The sequence below is a fragment of the Streptomyces sp. NPDC028305 genome, assembly GCF_055569495.1.
Map to the genome: position 1 here is coordinate 421404 of NZ_JBVHTN010000011.1, position 14931 is coordinate 436334.

Annotated in this window: 15 protein-coding genes; 2 read left to right on the forward strand and 13 right to left on the reverse strand. The window is 69.7% G+C overall.

Features of this window, described 5'->3' with window-relative positions:
- Window positions 1-53: 53 nt before the first annotated feature.
- From mqnE to ACZ4WQ_RS41825, 5 genes are all read right to left on the reverse strand, one after another.
- Complete coding sequence (mqnE, locus tag ACZ4WQ_RS41805; RefSeq protein WP_311726557.1) at window positions 54-1232, reverse strand: aminofutalosine synthase MqnE; 1179 nt, start codon at window positions 1230-1232, stop codon at window positions 54-56.
- Window positions 1233-1289: 57 nt separating this feature from the next.
- Window positions 1290-1751, reverse strand: a complete 462-nt coding sequence (locus tag ACZ4WQ_RS41810; RefSeq protein ID WP_311726556.1) for an Lrp/AsnC family transcriptional regulator — start codon at window positions 1749-1751, stop codon at window positions 1290-1292.
- Window positions 1752-1887: 136 nt separating this feature from the next.
- The gene (locus ACZ4WQ_RS41815) at window positions 1888-2556 is read right to left on the reverse strand and encodes a UbiX family flavin prenyltransferase (RefSeq protein ID WP_311726756.1); all 669 of its coding nucleotides are present in this window, start codon (window positions 2554-2556) and stop codon (window positions 1888-1890) included.
- Between the two features lie 62 nt (window positions 2557-2618).
- On the reverse strand, window positions 2619-3542 hold the full coding sequence (gene mqnP, locus ACZ4WQ_RS41820; protein WP_311726555.1) for a menaquinone biosynthesis prenyltransferase MqnP: 924 nt from the start codon (window positions 3540-3542) through the stop codon (window positions 2619-2621).
- 64 nt (window positions 3543-3606) lie between these two features.
- Window positions 3607-5058 (reverse strand): menaquinone biosynthesis decarboxylase, encoded by a 1452-nt coding sequence (locus ACZ4WQ_RS41825; RefSeq protein ID WP_311726554.1) that lies wholly within the window; start codon window positions 5056-5058, stop codon window positions 3607-3609.
- Window positions 5059-5142: 84 nt separating this feature from the next.
- On the opposite strand from ACZ4WQ_RS41825, the gene ACZ4WQ_RS41830 reads away from it, so the two are divergent.
- Window positions 5143-5550: a PLD nuclease N-terminal domain-containing protein gene (locus ACZ4WQ_RS41830; RefSeq protein WP_311726553.1), complete on the forward strand. Its 408-nt coding sequence runs from the start codon at window positions 5143-5145 to the stop codon at window positions 5548-5550.
- An 81-nt stretch (window positions 5551-5631) separates the two neighbouring features.
- Here the strand turns inward: ACZ4WQ_RS41830 and ACZ4WQ_RS41835 are convergent, their stop codons facing one another.
- The 8 genes from ACZ4WQ_RS41835 to hemL all read right to left on the reverse strand — a co-directional run bounded on the left by ACZ4WQ_RS41835 (window position 5632) and on the right by hemL (window position 14209).
- Entirely contained in the window at window positions 5632-6462 is an 831-nt protein-coding gene (locus ACZ4WQ_RS41835) for a CU044_5270 family protein (RefSeq protein WP_311726552.1), read from the reverse strand.
- A 28-nt stretch (window positions 6463-6490) separates the two neighbouring features.
- The gene (gene ccsB / locus ACZ4WQ_RS41840) at window positions 6491-7576 is read right to left on the reverse strand and encodes a c-type cytochrome biogenesis protein CcsB (protein ID WP_398377086.1); all 1086 of its coding nucleotides are present in this window, start codon (window positions 7574-7576) and stop codon (window positions 6491-6493) included.
- Complete coding sequence (gene resB, locus ACZ4WQ_RS41845; protein ID WP_398377085.1) at window positions 7573-9351, reverse strand: cytochrome c biogenesis protein ResB; 1779 nt, start codon at window positions 9349-9351, stop codon at window positions 7573-7575. The genes ccsB and resB overlap by 4 nt, the downstream gene beginning before the upstream one ends.
- Before the next feature lie 3 nt (window positions 9352-9354).
- Window positions 9355-10122, reverse strand: coding sequence for a cytochrome c biogenesis CcdA family protein (locus tag ACZ4WQ_RS41850; RefSeq protein ID WP_398377084.1), 768 nt, complete (start codon window positions 10120-10122; stop codon window positions 9355-9357).
- Between the two features lie 4 nt (window positions 10123-10126).
- The gene (locus ACZ4WQ_RS41855) at window positions 10127-10744 is read right to left on the reverse strand and encodes a TlpA family protein disulfide reductase (protein ID WP_311726548.1); all 618 of its coding nucleotides are present in this window, start codon (window positions 10742-10744) and stop codon (window positions 10127-10129) included.
- 103 nt (window positions 10745-10847) lie between these two features.
- Window positions 10848-12050: a polysaccharide deacetylase family protein gene (locus ACZ4WQ_RS41860; RefSeq protein ID WP_311726547.1), complete on the reverse strand. Its 1203-nt coding sequence runs from the start codon at window positions 12048-12050 to the stop codon at window positions 10848-10850.
- Between the two features lie 147 nt (window positions 12051-12197).
- Entirely contained in the window at window positions 12198-12884 is a 687-nt protein-coding gene (locus ACZ4WQ_RS41865; RefSeq protein ID WP_385344922.1) for a histidine phosphatase family protein, read from the reverse strand.
- Between the two features lie 8 nt (window positions 12885-12892).
- On the reverse strand, window positions 12893-14209 hold the full coding sequence (gene hemL / locus ACZ4WQ_RS41870) for a glutamate-1-semialdehyde 2,1-aminomutase (protein WP_398377081.1): 1317 nt from the start codon (window positions 14207-14209) through the stop codon (window positions 12893-12895).
- Between the two features lie 117 nt (window positions 14210-14326).
- On the opposite strand from hemL, the gene ACZ4WQ_RS41875 reads away from it, so the two are divergent.
- A complete protein-coding gene (locus tag ACZ4WQ_RS41875) occupies window positions 14327-14878 on the forward strand; it encodes a hypothetical protein (protein WP_352133160.1) in 552 nt (183 codons plus the stop codon).
- Window positions 14879-14931: the final 53 nt, after the last annotated feature.

Sequence of the window (14931 nt, forward strand, 5' to 3'; positions counted from 1 at the left end):
TCCAGTGAATCACGGCCCGCCGAGCGCCCCGGCGACGACCCTGAGATCCGTCGTCAGACGCGCATGGCCTGCGGCGTCTCGCGCCGGTCCGGGTCCGGTCCGTCGTACTCGCGGATGATCTCGTAGCGGGTGTTCCGCTCCACCGGCCGGAATCCCGCGTCCCGGATGAGCTCCAGCAGGTCGTCGCGGGTCAGCTTGTTCGGCGTGCCGTAGTTGTCGGCGTCGTGAGTGATCTTGTACTCGACGACCGAGCCGTCCATGTCATCCGCGCCGTGGTTGAGCGCGAGCTGGGCGGTCCGTACGCCGTGCATCACCCAGAAGACCTTCACATGGGGGATGTTGTCGAACAGCAGCCGCGAGACCGCGAAGGTCTTCAGCGCCTCCGCGCCGGTGGCCATGGTGGTCCTGGCCTGGAGCCGGTTGCGGATCTTGCCGTCCTTCATGTCCACGAAGTCGTGCTGGTAGCGCAGCGGGATGAAGACCTGGAAACCGCCGGTCTCGTCCTGGAGTTCGCGCAGCCGCAGCACGTGGTCCACCCGGTGCCGGGGCTCCTCGACATGCCCGTACAGCATGGTGCACGGGGTCTTGAGGCCCTTCTCGTGCGCCAGCCGGTGGATGCGCGACCAGTCCTCCCAGTGGGTGTCGTGGTCGACGATGTGCTGCCGGACCTCCCAGTCGAAGATCTCCGCGCCGCCGCCGGTGAGCGACTCCAGGCCGGCGTCGATCAGCTCGTCGAGGATCTCGGAGGCCGGCAGCCCGGAGATCTTTTCGAAGTGGTGGATCTCGGTGGCGGTGAAGGCCTTCAGGGACACCTGCGGAAGGGCTTCCTTGAGCGCCTTCAGCGACCGCGGGTAGTAGCGCCAAGGGAGGGTGGGGTGCAGGCCGTTGACGATGTGCAGCTCGGTGAGGTTCTCGTTCTCCATCGCCTTGGCGAGGCGGACGGCCTCCTCGATGCGCATGGTGTACGCGTCCTTCTCGCCGGGCTTGCGCTGGAAGGAGCAGTACGCGCACGAGGCGGTGCACACATTGGTCATGTTGAGGTGGCGGTTGACGTTGAAGTGCACCACGTCACCGTTCTTGCGGGTGCGCACCTCGTGGGCCAGCCCGCCGAGCCATGCCAGGTCGTCGCACGCGTACAGCGCGATGCCGTCCTCGCGCGACAGCCGCTCTCCGGCGCGGACCTTCTCTTCCAGTTCGCGCTTGAGACCCGCATCTTCGATAGACGCAGTCATGCGGCCGCCTCCCATACGTCTGCTTTTGTAGGCCTTTGCTTGAGTGACCTTCTGAGCCTACGCCTCGACGTCGTCGGGCAGTTCGCCGACCCGGTTCTCCCACTTGGTGGACAGCACGATCGTGGTACGCGTCCGGGCGACGCCCTTGGTGCCGGACAGCCGGCGGATGGTCCGCTCCAGCCCGTCCACATCGCCGGCGCGCACCTTGAGCATGTACGAGTCGTCGCCCGCGATGAACCAGCAGTCCTCGATCTCGGCCAGCTCGCGCAGCCGCCCCGCCACGTCCTCGTGGTCGGCGGCGTCGGAGAGCTGGATGCCGATGAGGGCGGTGACCCCGAGGCCGAGGGACGCGGCGTCGACGGTCGCGCGGTAGCCGGTGATCACACCGGCCGCCTCCAGGCGGTTGATCCGGTCGGTGACGCTGGGTCCGGACAGGCCGACGAGGCGGCCGAGCTCCGCGTAGGAGGCCCTCCCGTTCTCCCGCAGGGCCTGGATGAGCTGCCTATCCACCGCGTCCATATGCCGAGCGCCTTCCATTATTCAGAGATATAGCAAGTTTACACATATAATCTAAGGCATCAGGGCATGGCACCCTCTAAATCCCGCAGAACCTGCGGGCGAGCCACGCGTCAAGGCGACGTGGCGGTGCGGCCCGCTAGCCGTCTCCGGTCCCACCCCGGAGTTCCCCCTCCCACCGGCGGTACAGCTTGTGCGGCACCCCTGCCGCGTCCAGCACCCGCCCCGCCACGAAGTCCACCAGGTCCTGGATATGGGTCGCCCCCGCGTAGAACGCGGGCGACGCGGGCACCACGACCGCGCCCGCCTCGTCCAGCGCGACCAGGTGACGGAGGGTCTGGCCGCTCAGCGGCGCCTCGCGCACCGCCACCACGAGCGGGCGCCGCTCCTTGAGCGTCACGCTCGCCGACCGCTGGAGCAGGTCCTTCGACAGGCCGAGCGCCACCCCCGCCACACACGCGGTGCTCGCCGGGACGATCAGCATCCCCTTGACGTCATAGCTGCCGGAGGACGGGCCCGCGGCCAGGTCCCCGGCCGCCCAGTGGCGTACGTCCGCCACGTCCACCCGCGCCTCGAAGGCGTCCGGCGTGCCGTCCGCGCCCCGCGCCAGCCAGCGGCCGAGGTCCTGGCGCCAGTGCGCGTCCCGGAAGGAGATCCCCGTCTCGTCCAGCAGCGTCAGCCGCGAGGCCCGGCTGACCACCAGGTCGACCGCCTCCCCCGCGGCCATCAGCGCGCGTAGCACGGAGGCGGCGTACGGCGTCCCGGACGCGCCGGAGACACCGACCACCCAGGGCCGGCGCCGGCTCACTTCTTCGTGCGGCCTGTACGGCTCATGCGGCGGCTCCACATGACGAGCCTAACCGGCGCGTCTCACAGGCTCAGTCCCCGCACCAGCAGGTCGAGCAGCGCGCAGCAGAACAGCGCGATCCCCACGAAGCCGTTGACCGTGAAGAACGCGCGGTTCAGCCGGGACAGATCGCCGGGCCGCACCACCGAGTGCTCGTACCAGAACGCCGCCGCCACGATCACCAGACCGAGCCAGAAGAAGAACCCGGCGTCCGTGGCCAGCCCGTACCAGCCCAGCAGCAGCGTGGTGACGACATGGCAGACGCGCGCCCCGTACAGGGCCCCGGCGATGCCGAAGCGGGCCGGCACCGACTTCACCCCGTGGGCCCGGTCGGCCGCCACGTCCTGGCAGGCGTAGATCAGATCGAAGCCGCCGATCCAGATGCCGACCGCGAGGCCGAGGATCACCGCGTCCCAGGACCACTCCCCCGTGATCCCGATCCACGCCCCGACCGGGCCCATGGCCTGGGCGAGGCCGAGGATCGCGTGCGGGAAGTTCGTGAAGCGCTTCCCGTACGGATAGACCACCATCGGGGCGATCGCGACCGGCGCCAGGGCCAGGCACAGCGGGTTCAGCAGCGCGGCCGCGCCGAGGAAGACGGCGAGCGCGACCAGCGCGCCGATCCAGGCCGAGCGCACCGGCACCACGCCGGTCACCAGCTCGCGCCCCGCGGTGCGCGGATTACGGGCGTCGATCTCCCGGTCGATGATCCGGTTGCAGGCCATCGCGAAGGTGCGCAGCCCCACCATCGCGACCGTGACCAGCAGCAGCCGCAGCCAGTGGACTGTGCCGTCCCACAGCTCCATCGCGGTCAGCGAGGCGATGTAGGCGAAGGGCAGCGCGAAGACCGAGTGCTCGATCATCACCAGCCGCAGAAAGGCGCGGACGCGGCCGGGCGGCGCGGGCTCGGGGCCGAGGAGGTCGGGGGTGGCCGAATTCGCACTCATCGGGCCACCCCGGCGGGGGCGGGGAGCAGGCCCGCGCCGCCCGCCTCCGTTCTCGACGCGCCTGTCACAGCCCGTACTCCTTCCATCGCCTTGTCACCCGTTCGGCCGTGTCGGGGTCCGACTCGACCATGTGCGGCCAGCCGCCGTCGCGCGTATAGCCCTCCTCGGGCCACTTCGCCGTGGCGTCGATGCCCGCCTTGCCGCCCCAGAACTGCTGGTACGAGGCGTGGTCGAGATGGTCGACGGGGCCCTCGACGACGGTCAGGTCGCGGGCGTAGTCGGTGTTGCCGAGCGCCCGCCAGGACACCTCGTGCAGATCGTGGACGTCGCAGTCGGCGTCGACCACGACGATCAGCTTGGTCAGCGACATCATGTGCGCGCCCCAGATGGCGTGCATCACCTTCTGTGCGTGCTTGGGGTACTTCTTCTCGATGGAGACGATCGCACAGTTGTGGAAGCCGCCCGACTCCGGGAGGTGGTAGTCCACGATGTCCGGGATAATGATCTTGAGCAGGGGGAGGAAGAACCGCTCCGTCGCCCGCCCCAGCGGCCCGTCCTCGGTCGGCGGGCGGCCCACCACGATCGACTGGAGCAGCGGACGCTGCCGCATCGTCACACAGTCGATGGTGAGCGCCGGGAAGGGCTCCTGCGGGGTGTAGAAGCCCGTGTGGTCGCCGAACGGCCCCTCGGGCAGGGTCTTTCCGGGCTCCAGCCACCCCTCGATGACCACCTCCGCCTGCGCCGGGACCTGGAGCGGCACCGTCTTGCAGTCGACCATCTCGACCCGCCGGCCCTGGACGAAGCCCGCGAAGAGGTACTCGTCGATGTCCCCGGGCAGCGGCGCGGTCGAGGCGTACGTCACAGCGGGCGGCGCCCCGAAGGCGATCGCCACCGGCAGCTTCTCGCCACGCCTGGCGGCCACTTGGTAGTGGTTGCGGCTGTCCTTGTGGATCTGCCAGTGCATGCCGATGGTGCGGCGGTCATGGCGCTGGAGCCGGTACAGGCCCAGGTTCCGGGCCCCGGTCTCGGGGTGCTTGGTGTGGGTCAGGCCGAGGTTGAAGAAGGACCCGCCGTCCTCGGGCCAGGTGAACAGCGCGGGCAGCGCCTCCAGGTCGACGTCGTCGCCGGTGAGCACCACCTCCTGGACGGGCGCGTCCTTCACCTTCTTCGGCGGCACATGCGCCATGGCGCCGAGCTTCCCGAACGCCTCGCGCAGCCCGCCGAAGCCGTGCGGCAGCTCCGGCTTGACCAGCCCGCCGATCTTCTCGCCGATCTCCTCGTACGAGCCGAGCCCGAGGGCCTTGAGGAAGCGGCGGTCGGTGCCGTAGACGTTCATCGCCAACGGCATCGACGAGCCCTTGACGTTCTCGAAGAGCAGCGCCGGGCCACCCGACTTGTTCACCCGGTCGACGATCTCCCCGATCTCCAGATACGGGTCGACTTCGGCCTTGATGCGCCTGAGGTCTCCCTCGCGGTCGAGCGCCCGCAGAAAGGAGCGAAGATCGTCATAAGCCATGCGTCCCAGTATCCGGTACGCACTACTCTGGATCCGTCATGGGGCCACGCACGGCCCACCATCATTCCCCGGGGACCGGCCATCATGCTCAGGTATCTGCCCTTCCTGCTCATCCTGGCGCTGTGGATCTACGCCTTCATCGACTGCCTGAACACCCCCGAAGACGAAGTGCGCCACCTGCCCAAGGTGGTCTGGGTGCTCATCGTGCTGCTCTTCGGCGAGGTGCTGATCGGTCCGATCGCCTGGCTGGTGGCGGGCAAGAACCGGCCCGCGCACGCGGGGGCCGGCGGGGGCGCCGGCGGCGGTTCCCCGGCCGGACGGCGACAGCAGCAGTGGGTGGCCCCGGACGACAACCCCGAGTTCCTCAAGTCCCTCAAGGATGAGAACAAGAAGGACGAGTCGCTGCTCAAGGACTGGGAGGCGGACCTCCGCCGCCGCGAGGAGGAGCTGCGCCGCGAGAAGGAAGAGGGCTCGGGGGACGCCAAGGAGTGAGCCCTTAAGGGCGACGTGAAGAGGCGTACGGGCCGGTCGGCCCGTACGCCTCTTCACATGTGCCCGGCAGTCCCGCCGTCGCTACGGGCGCTGGTCCGGCCTGTCCACGACCGCCCGCTTCAGGACCGCGGCGGTGCCGATGACCTGCCCGGTCCGAAAGCCGTTGCCGTCCTCGAGCGCGACGTTGCGCTCACCGAGGTACTCGCCCGTCTTCTCGTTGAAGATCAGCTCCTCGCGGATCGTGGAGTGGCCGGAATCGACCCGCGCGACGGCGACCCCGTGCCGCCCGGCGGCGTCCACGGCGTCGGGAACCACCACCACGCCGGGGATCTTCGCCGCCGCGCGGTAGAGCGCGGCGCTCACCTTCGGCGGCATCAGCGACTCGCTGATGAGGTCGCCGACGAGGACGAACGCGTCCTGGTCCGGCGACCGCTCGCGGTCCTTGCGCTTCTCCACCGTGCCGTAGATCCACTTCAGCATCCGGTCGGGGTCGGTGGGGAGGGTCTGGAGGTAGCGGTAGCTGGTCGACCTGTCGTATGCGAACTTGCCCGAGGCGGGGGCGGGGTCCAGGGGCTGGTGCGCGTTCCCGTCCCGGCCGGGCTCGCGCAGCAGCCCCGTGTGGAGGCCGTCCACCGACAGCCAGATCTCCCGGCGGTGCAGCGGGTCCAGCTTGGCGGGCCCGCCGTTCTCCTGGGTCGCGAAGGCCACCTTGCTGTCGATGTAGACGTACTGGTCGTCGCGGATGCCCCCGTCGGCCGGCGGCTTCTCGCCCGGCCTGCCCGTCGGCCTCGCCGCGGAGTTCGCCGTCGAGTGCGCCGCGGAGCGCTCGGCAACGGTCGCGATGCGGCCCAGCACCTCGGGCGCGTTGTCCCGGGTGTCCCCGTTGACCCGGGTTCCCGTGACGCTGGTCACGGGAACCGGCCCTCGGGACGGCGGTGGGTCAGACTCCGGCGTAGGAGTGCTTGCCGGTGATGAAGATGTTGACGCCGTAGTAGTTGAAGAGGTAGCAGCCGAACGCGATCAGCGCGAGGTACGCGGCCTTGCGGCCCTTCCAGCCGGCGGTGGCGCGGGCGTGCAGGTAGCAGGCGTAGGCGACCCAGGTGATGAAGGACCAGACCTCCTTGGGGTCCCAGCCCCAGTAGCGGCCCCAGGCGGCCTCGGCCCAGATCGCGCCCGCGATGATCGTGAAGGTCCACAGCGGGAAGACCGTGGCGTTGATGCGGTACGCGAACTTGTCGAGGGTGGCGGCCGCGGGCAGCCGCTCCAGGACGGACCCGAAGCGGCCGGGCTCCTCGCCCTTGGCGAGCTTCTCCTCGTGCCGGTCGCGGAAGAGGTAGAGCAGCGTGGAGACGGCGCCGATGTAGAGGCACGCGCCGGAGATGATCGCGCAGCTGACGTGGATCCACAGCCAGTACGAGTGGAGGGCGGGAACCAACTGGGCGCTGTCGGTGTACAAGACAGAGACAGCGAGACCGAGGTCGAGGAGGACCGTGGTGACGAGGGGGAGCCCGATCCAGCGCACGTTCTTCTTGAGCACGAGGAGCGTGAGATACGCCCCGACCGCGACCATGGCGAAGGTCGTGGAGAACTCGTACATGTTGCCCCAGGGGGCGCGCTGTACGGACAGGGCGCGGGTGAGCACGGCGCCGACGTGCATCAGGAAGGCGAGCACGGTGAGGCCGACGGCGATCCGGCCGTACAGATCGCCCTGCTCGGTGCCGCCCGCGGCGCCTGGCCCGTCGGGGACGTCGCGGGTGCCCGCGGCGGAGCGGGTGACAACCTTGGGGCGTTCGAGCACGGCGGTGCCGCCGCCCTGGGCGGCCCGCACGGTCACCTTGGTGGAGGCCGTGGAGGTGGCGGAGTCGGCGGTGATGGCGGCTGCGGTGCGGCCGACGGCGCTGCGGCTGCCGAACACCCACTCGGCGATATGGGCGAGGAAGGCGAGGGTGTAGACCGCCATGGCCGAATAGATCAGCACATTGCTGAAATGGGCCAGCGACTCATTGGTTTCGGCAGCGAGGTTCACGCGCGCGCTCCTTCGGCAGGATCAGCGGGTTGTGCGGTGTCGGTCTCGGCTTCGGCGGTGCCGGTTTCCGGTTCCGGGCCCGCTTCAGGTTCGGGGTCCGAGTCCGGCGCGGGCGGAGCCTCGGACTGGAGGGCCACGGCGAGGTCGGCGAGTTCTTCGGGAAGCTTGGCGGACTCGCTGCGGCCGAGCCCCGCCATCTCGACGACGGTGACGCCGTCGGCTCCGGTCTCCGCGCGGACCCACACCCGGCGGCGCTGGATGAACAGCGAGGCGGCGAGACCGATCAGGGCGGCGACGGCGCCCACGAGCGCGTAGTCATTGCCCGGCCGGTGGGAGATCTGGAAGGTGGCCCAGGTCTTGATGCCCTCGAACTTCAAGGTGCCGGCGCCGTTCGGGAGCTTCATGGTGTCGCCGACCTTGAGCGCGTCCGCGAATGGCGTCCCGTCCGACTTCTTGAACTGCTTCATCCGGGAGGTGTCGAGTTGGTAGACGTTCTGCGGGAGCCCGCCGTCGATCCCCAGGCTGCCGCGGTAGGCGGTCAGGATGAGCGCCGGATTGTCCAGCGCCGGGAACTGGGAGAACATCGTGCCCGTGCTCAGGTCGAGGGTCGGCACGAACTGTCCCTGGAAGCCGATCTGGTCCTTCTTACCGCTCTTGTCGCGGTAGTCAGGCACCTTGATCACTACGTTCTCGGTGAGGTTGACCCCGTCGAACGGCAGCGAGGCCACGGCGCCGCGGTAGGCGATCTTGCCCTGCCCGTCGCGGACCGTGACGACCGGGGCGTAGCCGTGGCCCAGCAGATAGACCTTGGAGCCCGCGACCTCCAGGGGCTCGTTGACCTTGATCGAGGTCTTGTGCTCCTTGCCGTCCGCGCCCTCCCAGTAGGTGACATCGGCGCGGAAGGTGCGGGGGGTGCGCTTCTGCGGGCCGCTGCGCTCGTAGGTCGCCGTGAAGCGGTCCAGCTTGAAGCCGAAGGGAGCGAGGTTGTTCTTGTCGAAGAGCGATCCGGACTTGAAGTCGTCGTACTGCACCAGGCTGTTGGAGAAGCCGTCACCCTCGACGACCAGCTTGCCGCCCTCGGCCTTGTACAGCTGCCCGACGGCGAAGGCCACCAGCATCACGATCAGCGCGATGTGGAACAGGAGGTTGCCCGCCTCGCGCAGATAGCCCTTCTCGGAGGCCACCGCGCCACCGACCGTATGGGTCCGGAAGCGGCGCCGCTTCATGACCCGCTGGGCGGCCTCCAGCACCCGCTCCGGCTCGGCCTCGGTGCGCCAGGTGGTGTACGCGGGCAGCCGGGTCAGCCGGCGCGGGGCGCCCGGCGGGCGGCCGCGCAGCTGGCCGACGAACTGCCAGGTGCGCGGGACGATGCAGCCGATCAGCGAGACGAACAGGAGGATGTAGATCGCCGAGAACCACACCGAGCTGTAGACGTGGAACAGCCCGAGCTTCTCGTAGATCGGCGAGAGCGTCTCGTGCCGCTGCTTGAAGTCGTCCACCTTGACGGGGTCGATGCCCGTCTGCGGGACCAGCGAGCCGGGGATCGCGCCGAGCGACAGCAGGAAGAGCAGCAGCAGCGCCACCCGCATCGAGGTCAGCTGGCGCCAGAACCAGCGGGCCCAGCCGATCGGCCCCATCGAGGGGACGTTGATCTCCTCGGCGGGGGCCGTGGACAGCTGTGCCCCCGCCGCGCCGAGCTCACGCTCGTCGGCGGGGTCGGCGGCCTTGCCCGTGGGGCCGTTCTCCGTGGCGGTGTCGGTATCGGTGGTGGACATCGATCAGATCCCAACGTTGAAGCGCAGGGCCCAGGCCTGCATATCGCCCATGATGCTGTCCCAGATACCTGTGAGGAGCAGTATCCCCAGGGCGACGAGCATGCCGCCGCCGATCCGCATCACCCAGACGTAGTGCCGCTTGACCCAGCCGAACGCGCCGAGCATGCGCCGATAGGCAATGGCCACGGCGATGAACGGCAGTCCGAGCCCGAGGCAGTAGGCGACCATCAGCAGGGCCCCGCGACCCGCGCTCGCCTCGTTCAGGGCCAGGGCGTTGACCGCGGTGAGCGTGGGGCCCAGACACGGGGTCCAGCCCACGCCGAACAGGGCGCCGAGCACCGGCGCGCCCACCAGCCCCATCCCGGGCTTGATGTGGAAGCGGAACTCCCGCTGCCCGAAGCCCTTGAGCAGCCCCATGAAGGCGAGGCCCATGACGATCGTGACGACCCCGAGCACCTTGGAGAGCGTCTCCTTGTGCTCCTGGAGCGTCCAGCCGAAGTTGCCGAAGAGCGCGCCGGCGGAGACGAAGACGGCGGTGAAGCCGAGCACGAAGAGCGAGGCGCCGGCCAGCATCCGGCCGCGCTTGGCCTCGCCCAGATCCGTACCGGTGACGCCTGTGACATACGACATATAGCCGGGCACCAGCGGCAGGACGCAGGGGGAGAAGAAGGAGACCAGTCCGCCGAGGACGGCGATCGGCAGCGCCACCAGCAGCGCCCCGGTCAGGACGGTCTCGTTGGCGCCGGGGACGGCGGCGGCGAGGAGGCTCACGCCGTCACTTCTCCTCGATCAGCGGCTTGAGCATCTTGCGCAGGCTCTCCTCGCTGAGCGGGGTGAGCGCGCGGGCCGCGATCCGGCCCTGCCGGTCCAGGACGATGGTCGTGGGGATGGCCTGTGGGTTGAGGCTGCCCTTGGGGAAGCGCAGCATCAGTTTCCCGATCGGGTCGTACAGGCTCGGGTAGTCGACCTTGAATTCCTTCTCGAACTGGATCGCGTTGGCCGGGTCGGGGTCACGGGTGTTGATCCCCACGAACCGCACCCCGTCCGCCTCGGTGTCCTTGGCGACCTTGACCAGGTTGGGCGCCTCGGCCCGGCACGGCGCGCACCACGAGCCCCAGATGTTCAGGACGACGATCTTGCCCTGGTAGTCGGCGACATCGAGCTTGCCGCCGTCGAGGGTCTTGCCCGCCAGCTCGGGGGCGTGCTTGCGGTCGCCCTTGGCCACGGTGTCCACCCCGCCGGTGCCCTGGATGAACTTGGTGTTGCTGGAGCCGCCCGAGGCACCGCCTGCTCCACAGGCGGAGAGGGTCAGGGCGGCCACGGCGGCTCCGGTGGCCAGCACGGTTGCGCGACGGCGGGTCGCGAGGCGCCGAGGGGCGCGGCAGGCACTCATGTGAAAAGTTTCGCATGCGCCTTTCGGGGATCTTCGGCACCCCCCTCAGCCCTGCTTTCGGCCTTGCTTTCGGGCTCACACCCGACGCCGCCGGCCCGCCCGTTCAGGCGGTCGCGGCGCTCCACTGCTGGCCCACGCCGAGCGTGCGCAGCTGCGCCAGCACCGCGGGGTCCTGGGCGTCCATCCAGTCCGTGAGCTGGCGGAAGGACACCAGCCGGACGTCCTTGTGCTTTTCGTCCGCGATGTGCTTGATCGCTTCCTCGATGGCATCCATATAGATGCCGCCGTTCCACTTCTCGAAATGGTTACCGACGAAGAAGGGGGCGCGGTTTGTCTCATAGGCCCGCTGGAAACCGGCTATGTACGCCTCGGTGGCCTGCTTGCGCCAGCCCGGGTAGTTGGCCGGCGGGGCATTCGTCGAATTCCGCGACTGATTGGCCAGGATGTTGTAGTCCATCGACAGGACCTCGAAGGAATGCCCGGGAAACGGTATCTGCTGGAGCGGGAAGTCCCAGATGCCCTGCTTCTTCGAGGGCCACACCTGGCGCCCGCCGGGCGAGCTCGCGTCATAGCGCCAGCCGAGCTCCCGGGCGGTCGGCAGCAGGTTGTCCTGGCCGAGCAGACACGGGGTGCGGGCGCCGACGAGTTCCTTGCGGTAGTCGAAGGGCAGCGGGTCGAGGTCCGTGAACCCCGTGTTCGTCCGCCACTTCGTGACGAACGACACAGCCTGGTCGATCTCGGACCGCCACTGGGCGGGCGTCCAGTTGGCGACCGTGCCGCTCCCCGCGCAGAAGTGGCCGTTGAAGTGGGTGCCTATCTCATGGCCCTCCAGCCATGCCTCGCGCACGTTCTGCAAGGTCATCCGGACGTGGTCATCGGTGAGATAGCCGATGTCGGAGGCGCCGGCCGGGTTGTTCGGCGGCCGGTACAGGTTCTTCTTCGACTCCGGCAGGCAGTAAAGACCGGACAGGAAGAAGGTCATGCCCGCGCCATGGTCCTTGGCGAGCTTGCGGAACCGTGGGAAGAGGCCGTTGCCGACCTCCCCCGCCCCGTCCCAGGAGAAGACCACGAACTGCGGCGGCTTCTGACCCGGCTCCAGCCGCTCCGGCGCGGACGGCTGGTTCGGCTGCTTCCCGGAGTACGCGGTCGAGCCGTCGCCGATCGGCCGGAGCGTCGGCCTGGCCTGGGTCGTCCTGCCCGCCCGCGGCCTGGAACCGGAATCCGACGAGGAGCAGCCGGCGACGGCCAGCGACGCCACCGCTCCCGCTCCCAGACCGAGAATCCCCCTCCGGCTGATCTCCCGCATCACGCGTCCTCAATTCACTCTCGCCGTATCCGACGTCCGCAAGGTGTCGCGGACGCCCGGTGAGATGGCGATGCGAATACCGAGGTTCCCGGTCAGCACCACCGAATTGAATTGTCGACGCGCTGTCTCCGATCCATTACACGCCGGTTATGCGCCGTAGCCTTTGGCGGCGCCCTTGACCGGCTTGGCCCCCGCGAGCAGATGCGCCGGGACCAGATCGCGGGCCGGCTCGCTGTAGCCGACCGAGACGATCCGGTCGCCGCGGTAGGTGAAGCTGGTGAGGCTGGCCAGCGTGCACTGCCGCTTGCGCGGGTCGTGCCACAGCCGCCGCCGCTCGACGAAGCTGCGCACGATCCAGATCGGCAGCTGATGGCTGACGCAAACCGCCTCGTGCCCGCGCGCCGCGTCCCGCGCCACGCCGATGGCCGCCATCATCCGCACGACCTGGTCGATATAGGGCTCGCCCCAGGAGGGGCGGAAGGGGTTGGTCAGATGCTTCCAGTTGGCCGGCCTGCGCAGCGCGCCGTCGCCCACGCCGAAGGCCTTCCCCTGGAAGACGTTCGCCGCCTCGATCAGCCGCTCGTCGGTGGCCACGTCCAGGCCGTGCGCCTTGGCGATCGGCGCCGCCGTCTCCTGCGCCCGCTCCAGCGGCGAGGCCACCACATGCGTGATGTCGCGGTCGGCCAGGTGCTCGGCCACCCGGTCGGCCATCCGCCGACCGAGCTCCGAGAGGTGGTACCCGGGCAGCCGCCCGTACAGCACCCCCGTGGGGTTGTCGACCTCGCCGTGCCGCATCACATGCACGACGGTGATGTCGTTGTCGCTCTTCGTCATGGGGCCCATCATTCAGTCGCCTCGGCGGCGGCCCGCGCCGCCCCCGGCAAAGCCTCCGCCACCCGCTCCAGCGCCCGCTCGTCGTGCGCCGTGGACAGGAACCACGACTCGAAGGCGGACGGCGGCAGGTAGACGCCCTGGGACAGCATCGAGTGGAAGAAGGCGGTGAACCGGAAGGCCTGCTGCGCCTTCGCCTTCTCGTAGTCGGTGACCTCGTCACCGGTGAAGAACACCGAGAACATGTTTCCGGCGGCCTGCACCCGGTGCTCGACCCCCTCCTTGGCCAGCGCCTCGGTCACCAGCGCCCGCAGCCGCGCGGACGCCGCGTCCACCGCCGCGTACGCCGCGTCGTCCAGCAGCCGCAGCTGGGCCAGGCCCGCCGCCGTGGCGACCGGGTTCCCGGACAGGGTGCCCGCCTGGTACACCGGGCCGGCCGGGGCCAGCCGCGCCATGACATCGGCGCGCCCGCCGAACGCGGCGGCCGGGAAGCCGCCGCCCATCACCTTGCCGAAGGTCAGCAGGTCGGGCTCGACGCCGTCGAGCCCGAACCACCCGGCCTTCGAGACCCGGAAGCCGGTCATGACCTCGTCGGAGATGTACAGCGCGCCGTACTCCGCGCACAGCTCCTTCAGCCCCGCGTTGAACCCCGGCAGCGGCGGCACCACGCCCATGTTGCCCGGCGACGCCTCCGTGATCACACACGCGATCCCGTCCGGGTACGCCGCGAAGGCCGCCCGCACCGCGTCCAAATCGTTGTACGGCAGGACCACCGTGTCCCCGGCCTGCGCGCCCGTCACCCCCGGCGTGTCCGGCAGCCCGAAGGTGGCCACCCCGGACCCGGCCGCGGCCAGCAGCGCGTCCACATGCCCGTGGTAGCAGCCCGCGAACTTGATCACCTTCGCCCGCCCGGTGAACCCCCGCGCCAGCCGGATCGCCGACATCGTCGCCTCGGTCCCCGAGGAGACCAGGCGCACCTGGTCGACGGGGACGACCCGCGCCACGATCTCCTCCGCGAGCGCGACCTCCCCCTCCCCCGGCGTCCCGAACGAGGTCCCCCGCGCCACGGCGGCCTGCACCGCCGCCGTCACCTCGGGGTGCGCATGGCCGAGGATCATCGGTCCCCACGAGCACACGAGGTCGACATACTCCCGACCGTCGGCATCGGTGAGGTACGGACCGGTACCGGACACCATGAACCGGGGCGTACCTCCCACGGCGCGGAACGCCCGCACCGGAGAATTCACGCCGCCGGGCGTCACGACGGCCGCGCGGTCGAAAAGCGTCTGCGAAACTGGTGCTGCGTACGGATAGCTCACGCATGCCATGTTGTCAGAGGCTGACTAAGAACTGCCGCCGGGCGTTTCACACGACTGGCGCGGGGGAGGTCTCTGACACGATGATCGGGTTGCGCGGCAGGTAGCCGCGAGTGGTCGGGTGGAGATATGCATCGCGGTGGCGAACTCGGTGAAGGGACCGACGACCGAGGTCCCGAGCGCGCCCGCCCCGGACGCCATAGGCGCGGGGACACGAGCGGGGCGCACAGGGGCGGGAGCGGTCGTATGGGGGTGACCTACAAGTACTTCGGCGCGCCCGACGGCGCGACCGCCGCGCGGGTCCCCATTTCCATGCGCCCCGAGGAGCTCGGCGGCGACGAGCTCGGTCATGGCATGTTCACCAAGATCAAGCCGGAGACCGTGGCCGCGATGGTCCTCACCGGCATCGAGGGCGTCCCCCTCCACAAGGTGCCGCCGCTCGAACTCGTCGTCCTCCACCCCGACTACGCCGTCGTCAAGCTCCCCATGACCGCCGTCGACCCGCTCCGCGGCGTCGGCGAGGAGGCGGTCGGCGCCGCCGCCTTCATCTGGTCCACGGTCCCCGACCGCGGCGGCCCCCGCGACGCCTTCACGGTCTACCGGCTGCTGCACGAGTGGCAGGACTTCTCCCACCGACTGCACGAGGCGGGGCACCAGCCGTACTGCCTGGTCTGGCCCTGACCTGGGGTTTCGTGGGGCCGATCACGCTCGTAGCGGCGGATGACCTCTCCAGT

What these genes read in the sequence shown, in the direction of transcription:
- ACZ4WQ_RS41875 (WP_352133160.1), top strand. Translation starts at nt 14,327, where the DNA reads ATGCATCGCGGTGGCGAACTCGGTGAAGGGACCGACGACCGAGGTCCC.
- ACZ4WQ_RS41865 (WP_385344922.1), bottom strand. Translation starts at nt 12,884, where the DNA reads ATGACGAAGAGCGACAACGACATCACCGTCGTGCATGTGATGCGGCAC.
- mqnP (WP_311726555.1), bottom strand. Translation starts at nt 3,542, where the DNA reads ATGAGTGCGAATTCGGCCACCCCCGACCTCCTCGGCCCCGAGCCCGCG.
- ACZ4WQ_RS41810 (WP_311726556.1), bottom strand. Translation starts at nt 1,751, where the DNA reads ATGGACGCGGTGGATAGGCAGCTCATCCAGGCCCTGCGGGAGAACGGG.
- mqnE (WP_311726557.1), bottom strand. Translation starts at nt 1,232, where the DNA reads ATGACTGCGTCTATCGAAGATGCGGGTCTCAAGCGCGAACTGGAAGAG.
- hemL (WP_398377081.1), bottom strand. Translation starts at nt 14,209, where the DNA reads ATGGCATGCGTGAGCTATCCGTACGCAGCACCAGTTTCGCAGACGCTT.
- ACZ4WQ_RS41825 (WP_311726554.1), bottom strand. Translation starts at nt 5,058, where the DNA reads ATGGCTTATGACGATCTTCGCTCCTTTCTGCGGGCGCTCGACCGCGAG.
- resB (WP_398377085.1), bottom strand. Translation starts at nt 9,351, where the DNA reads ATGTCCACCACCGATACCGACACCGCCACGGAGAACGGCCCCACGGGC.
- ACZ4WQ_RS41830 (WP_311726553.1), top strand. Translation starts at nt 5,143, where the DNA reads ATGCTCAGGTATCTGCCCTTCCTGCTCATCCTGGCGCTGTGGATCTAC.
- ACZ4WQ_RS41860 (WP_311726547.1), bottom strand. Translation starts at nt 12,050, where the DNA reads ATGCGGGAGATCAGCCGGAGGGGGATTCTCGGTCTGGGAGCGGGAGCG.
- ACZ4WQ_RS41855 (WP_311726548.1), bottom strand. Translation starts at nt 10,744, where the DNA reads ATGAGTGCCTGCCGCGCCCCTCGGCGCCTCGCGACCCGCCGTCGCGCA.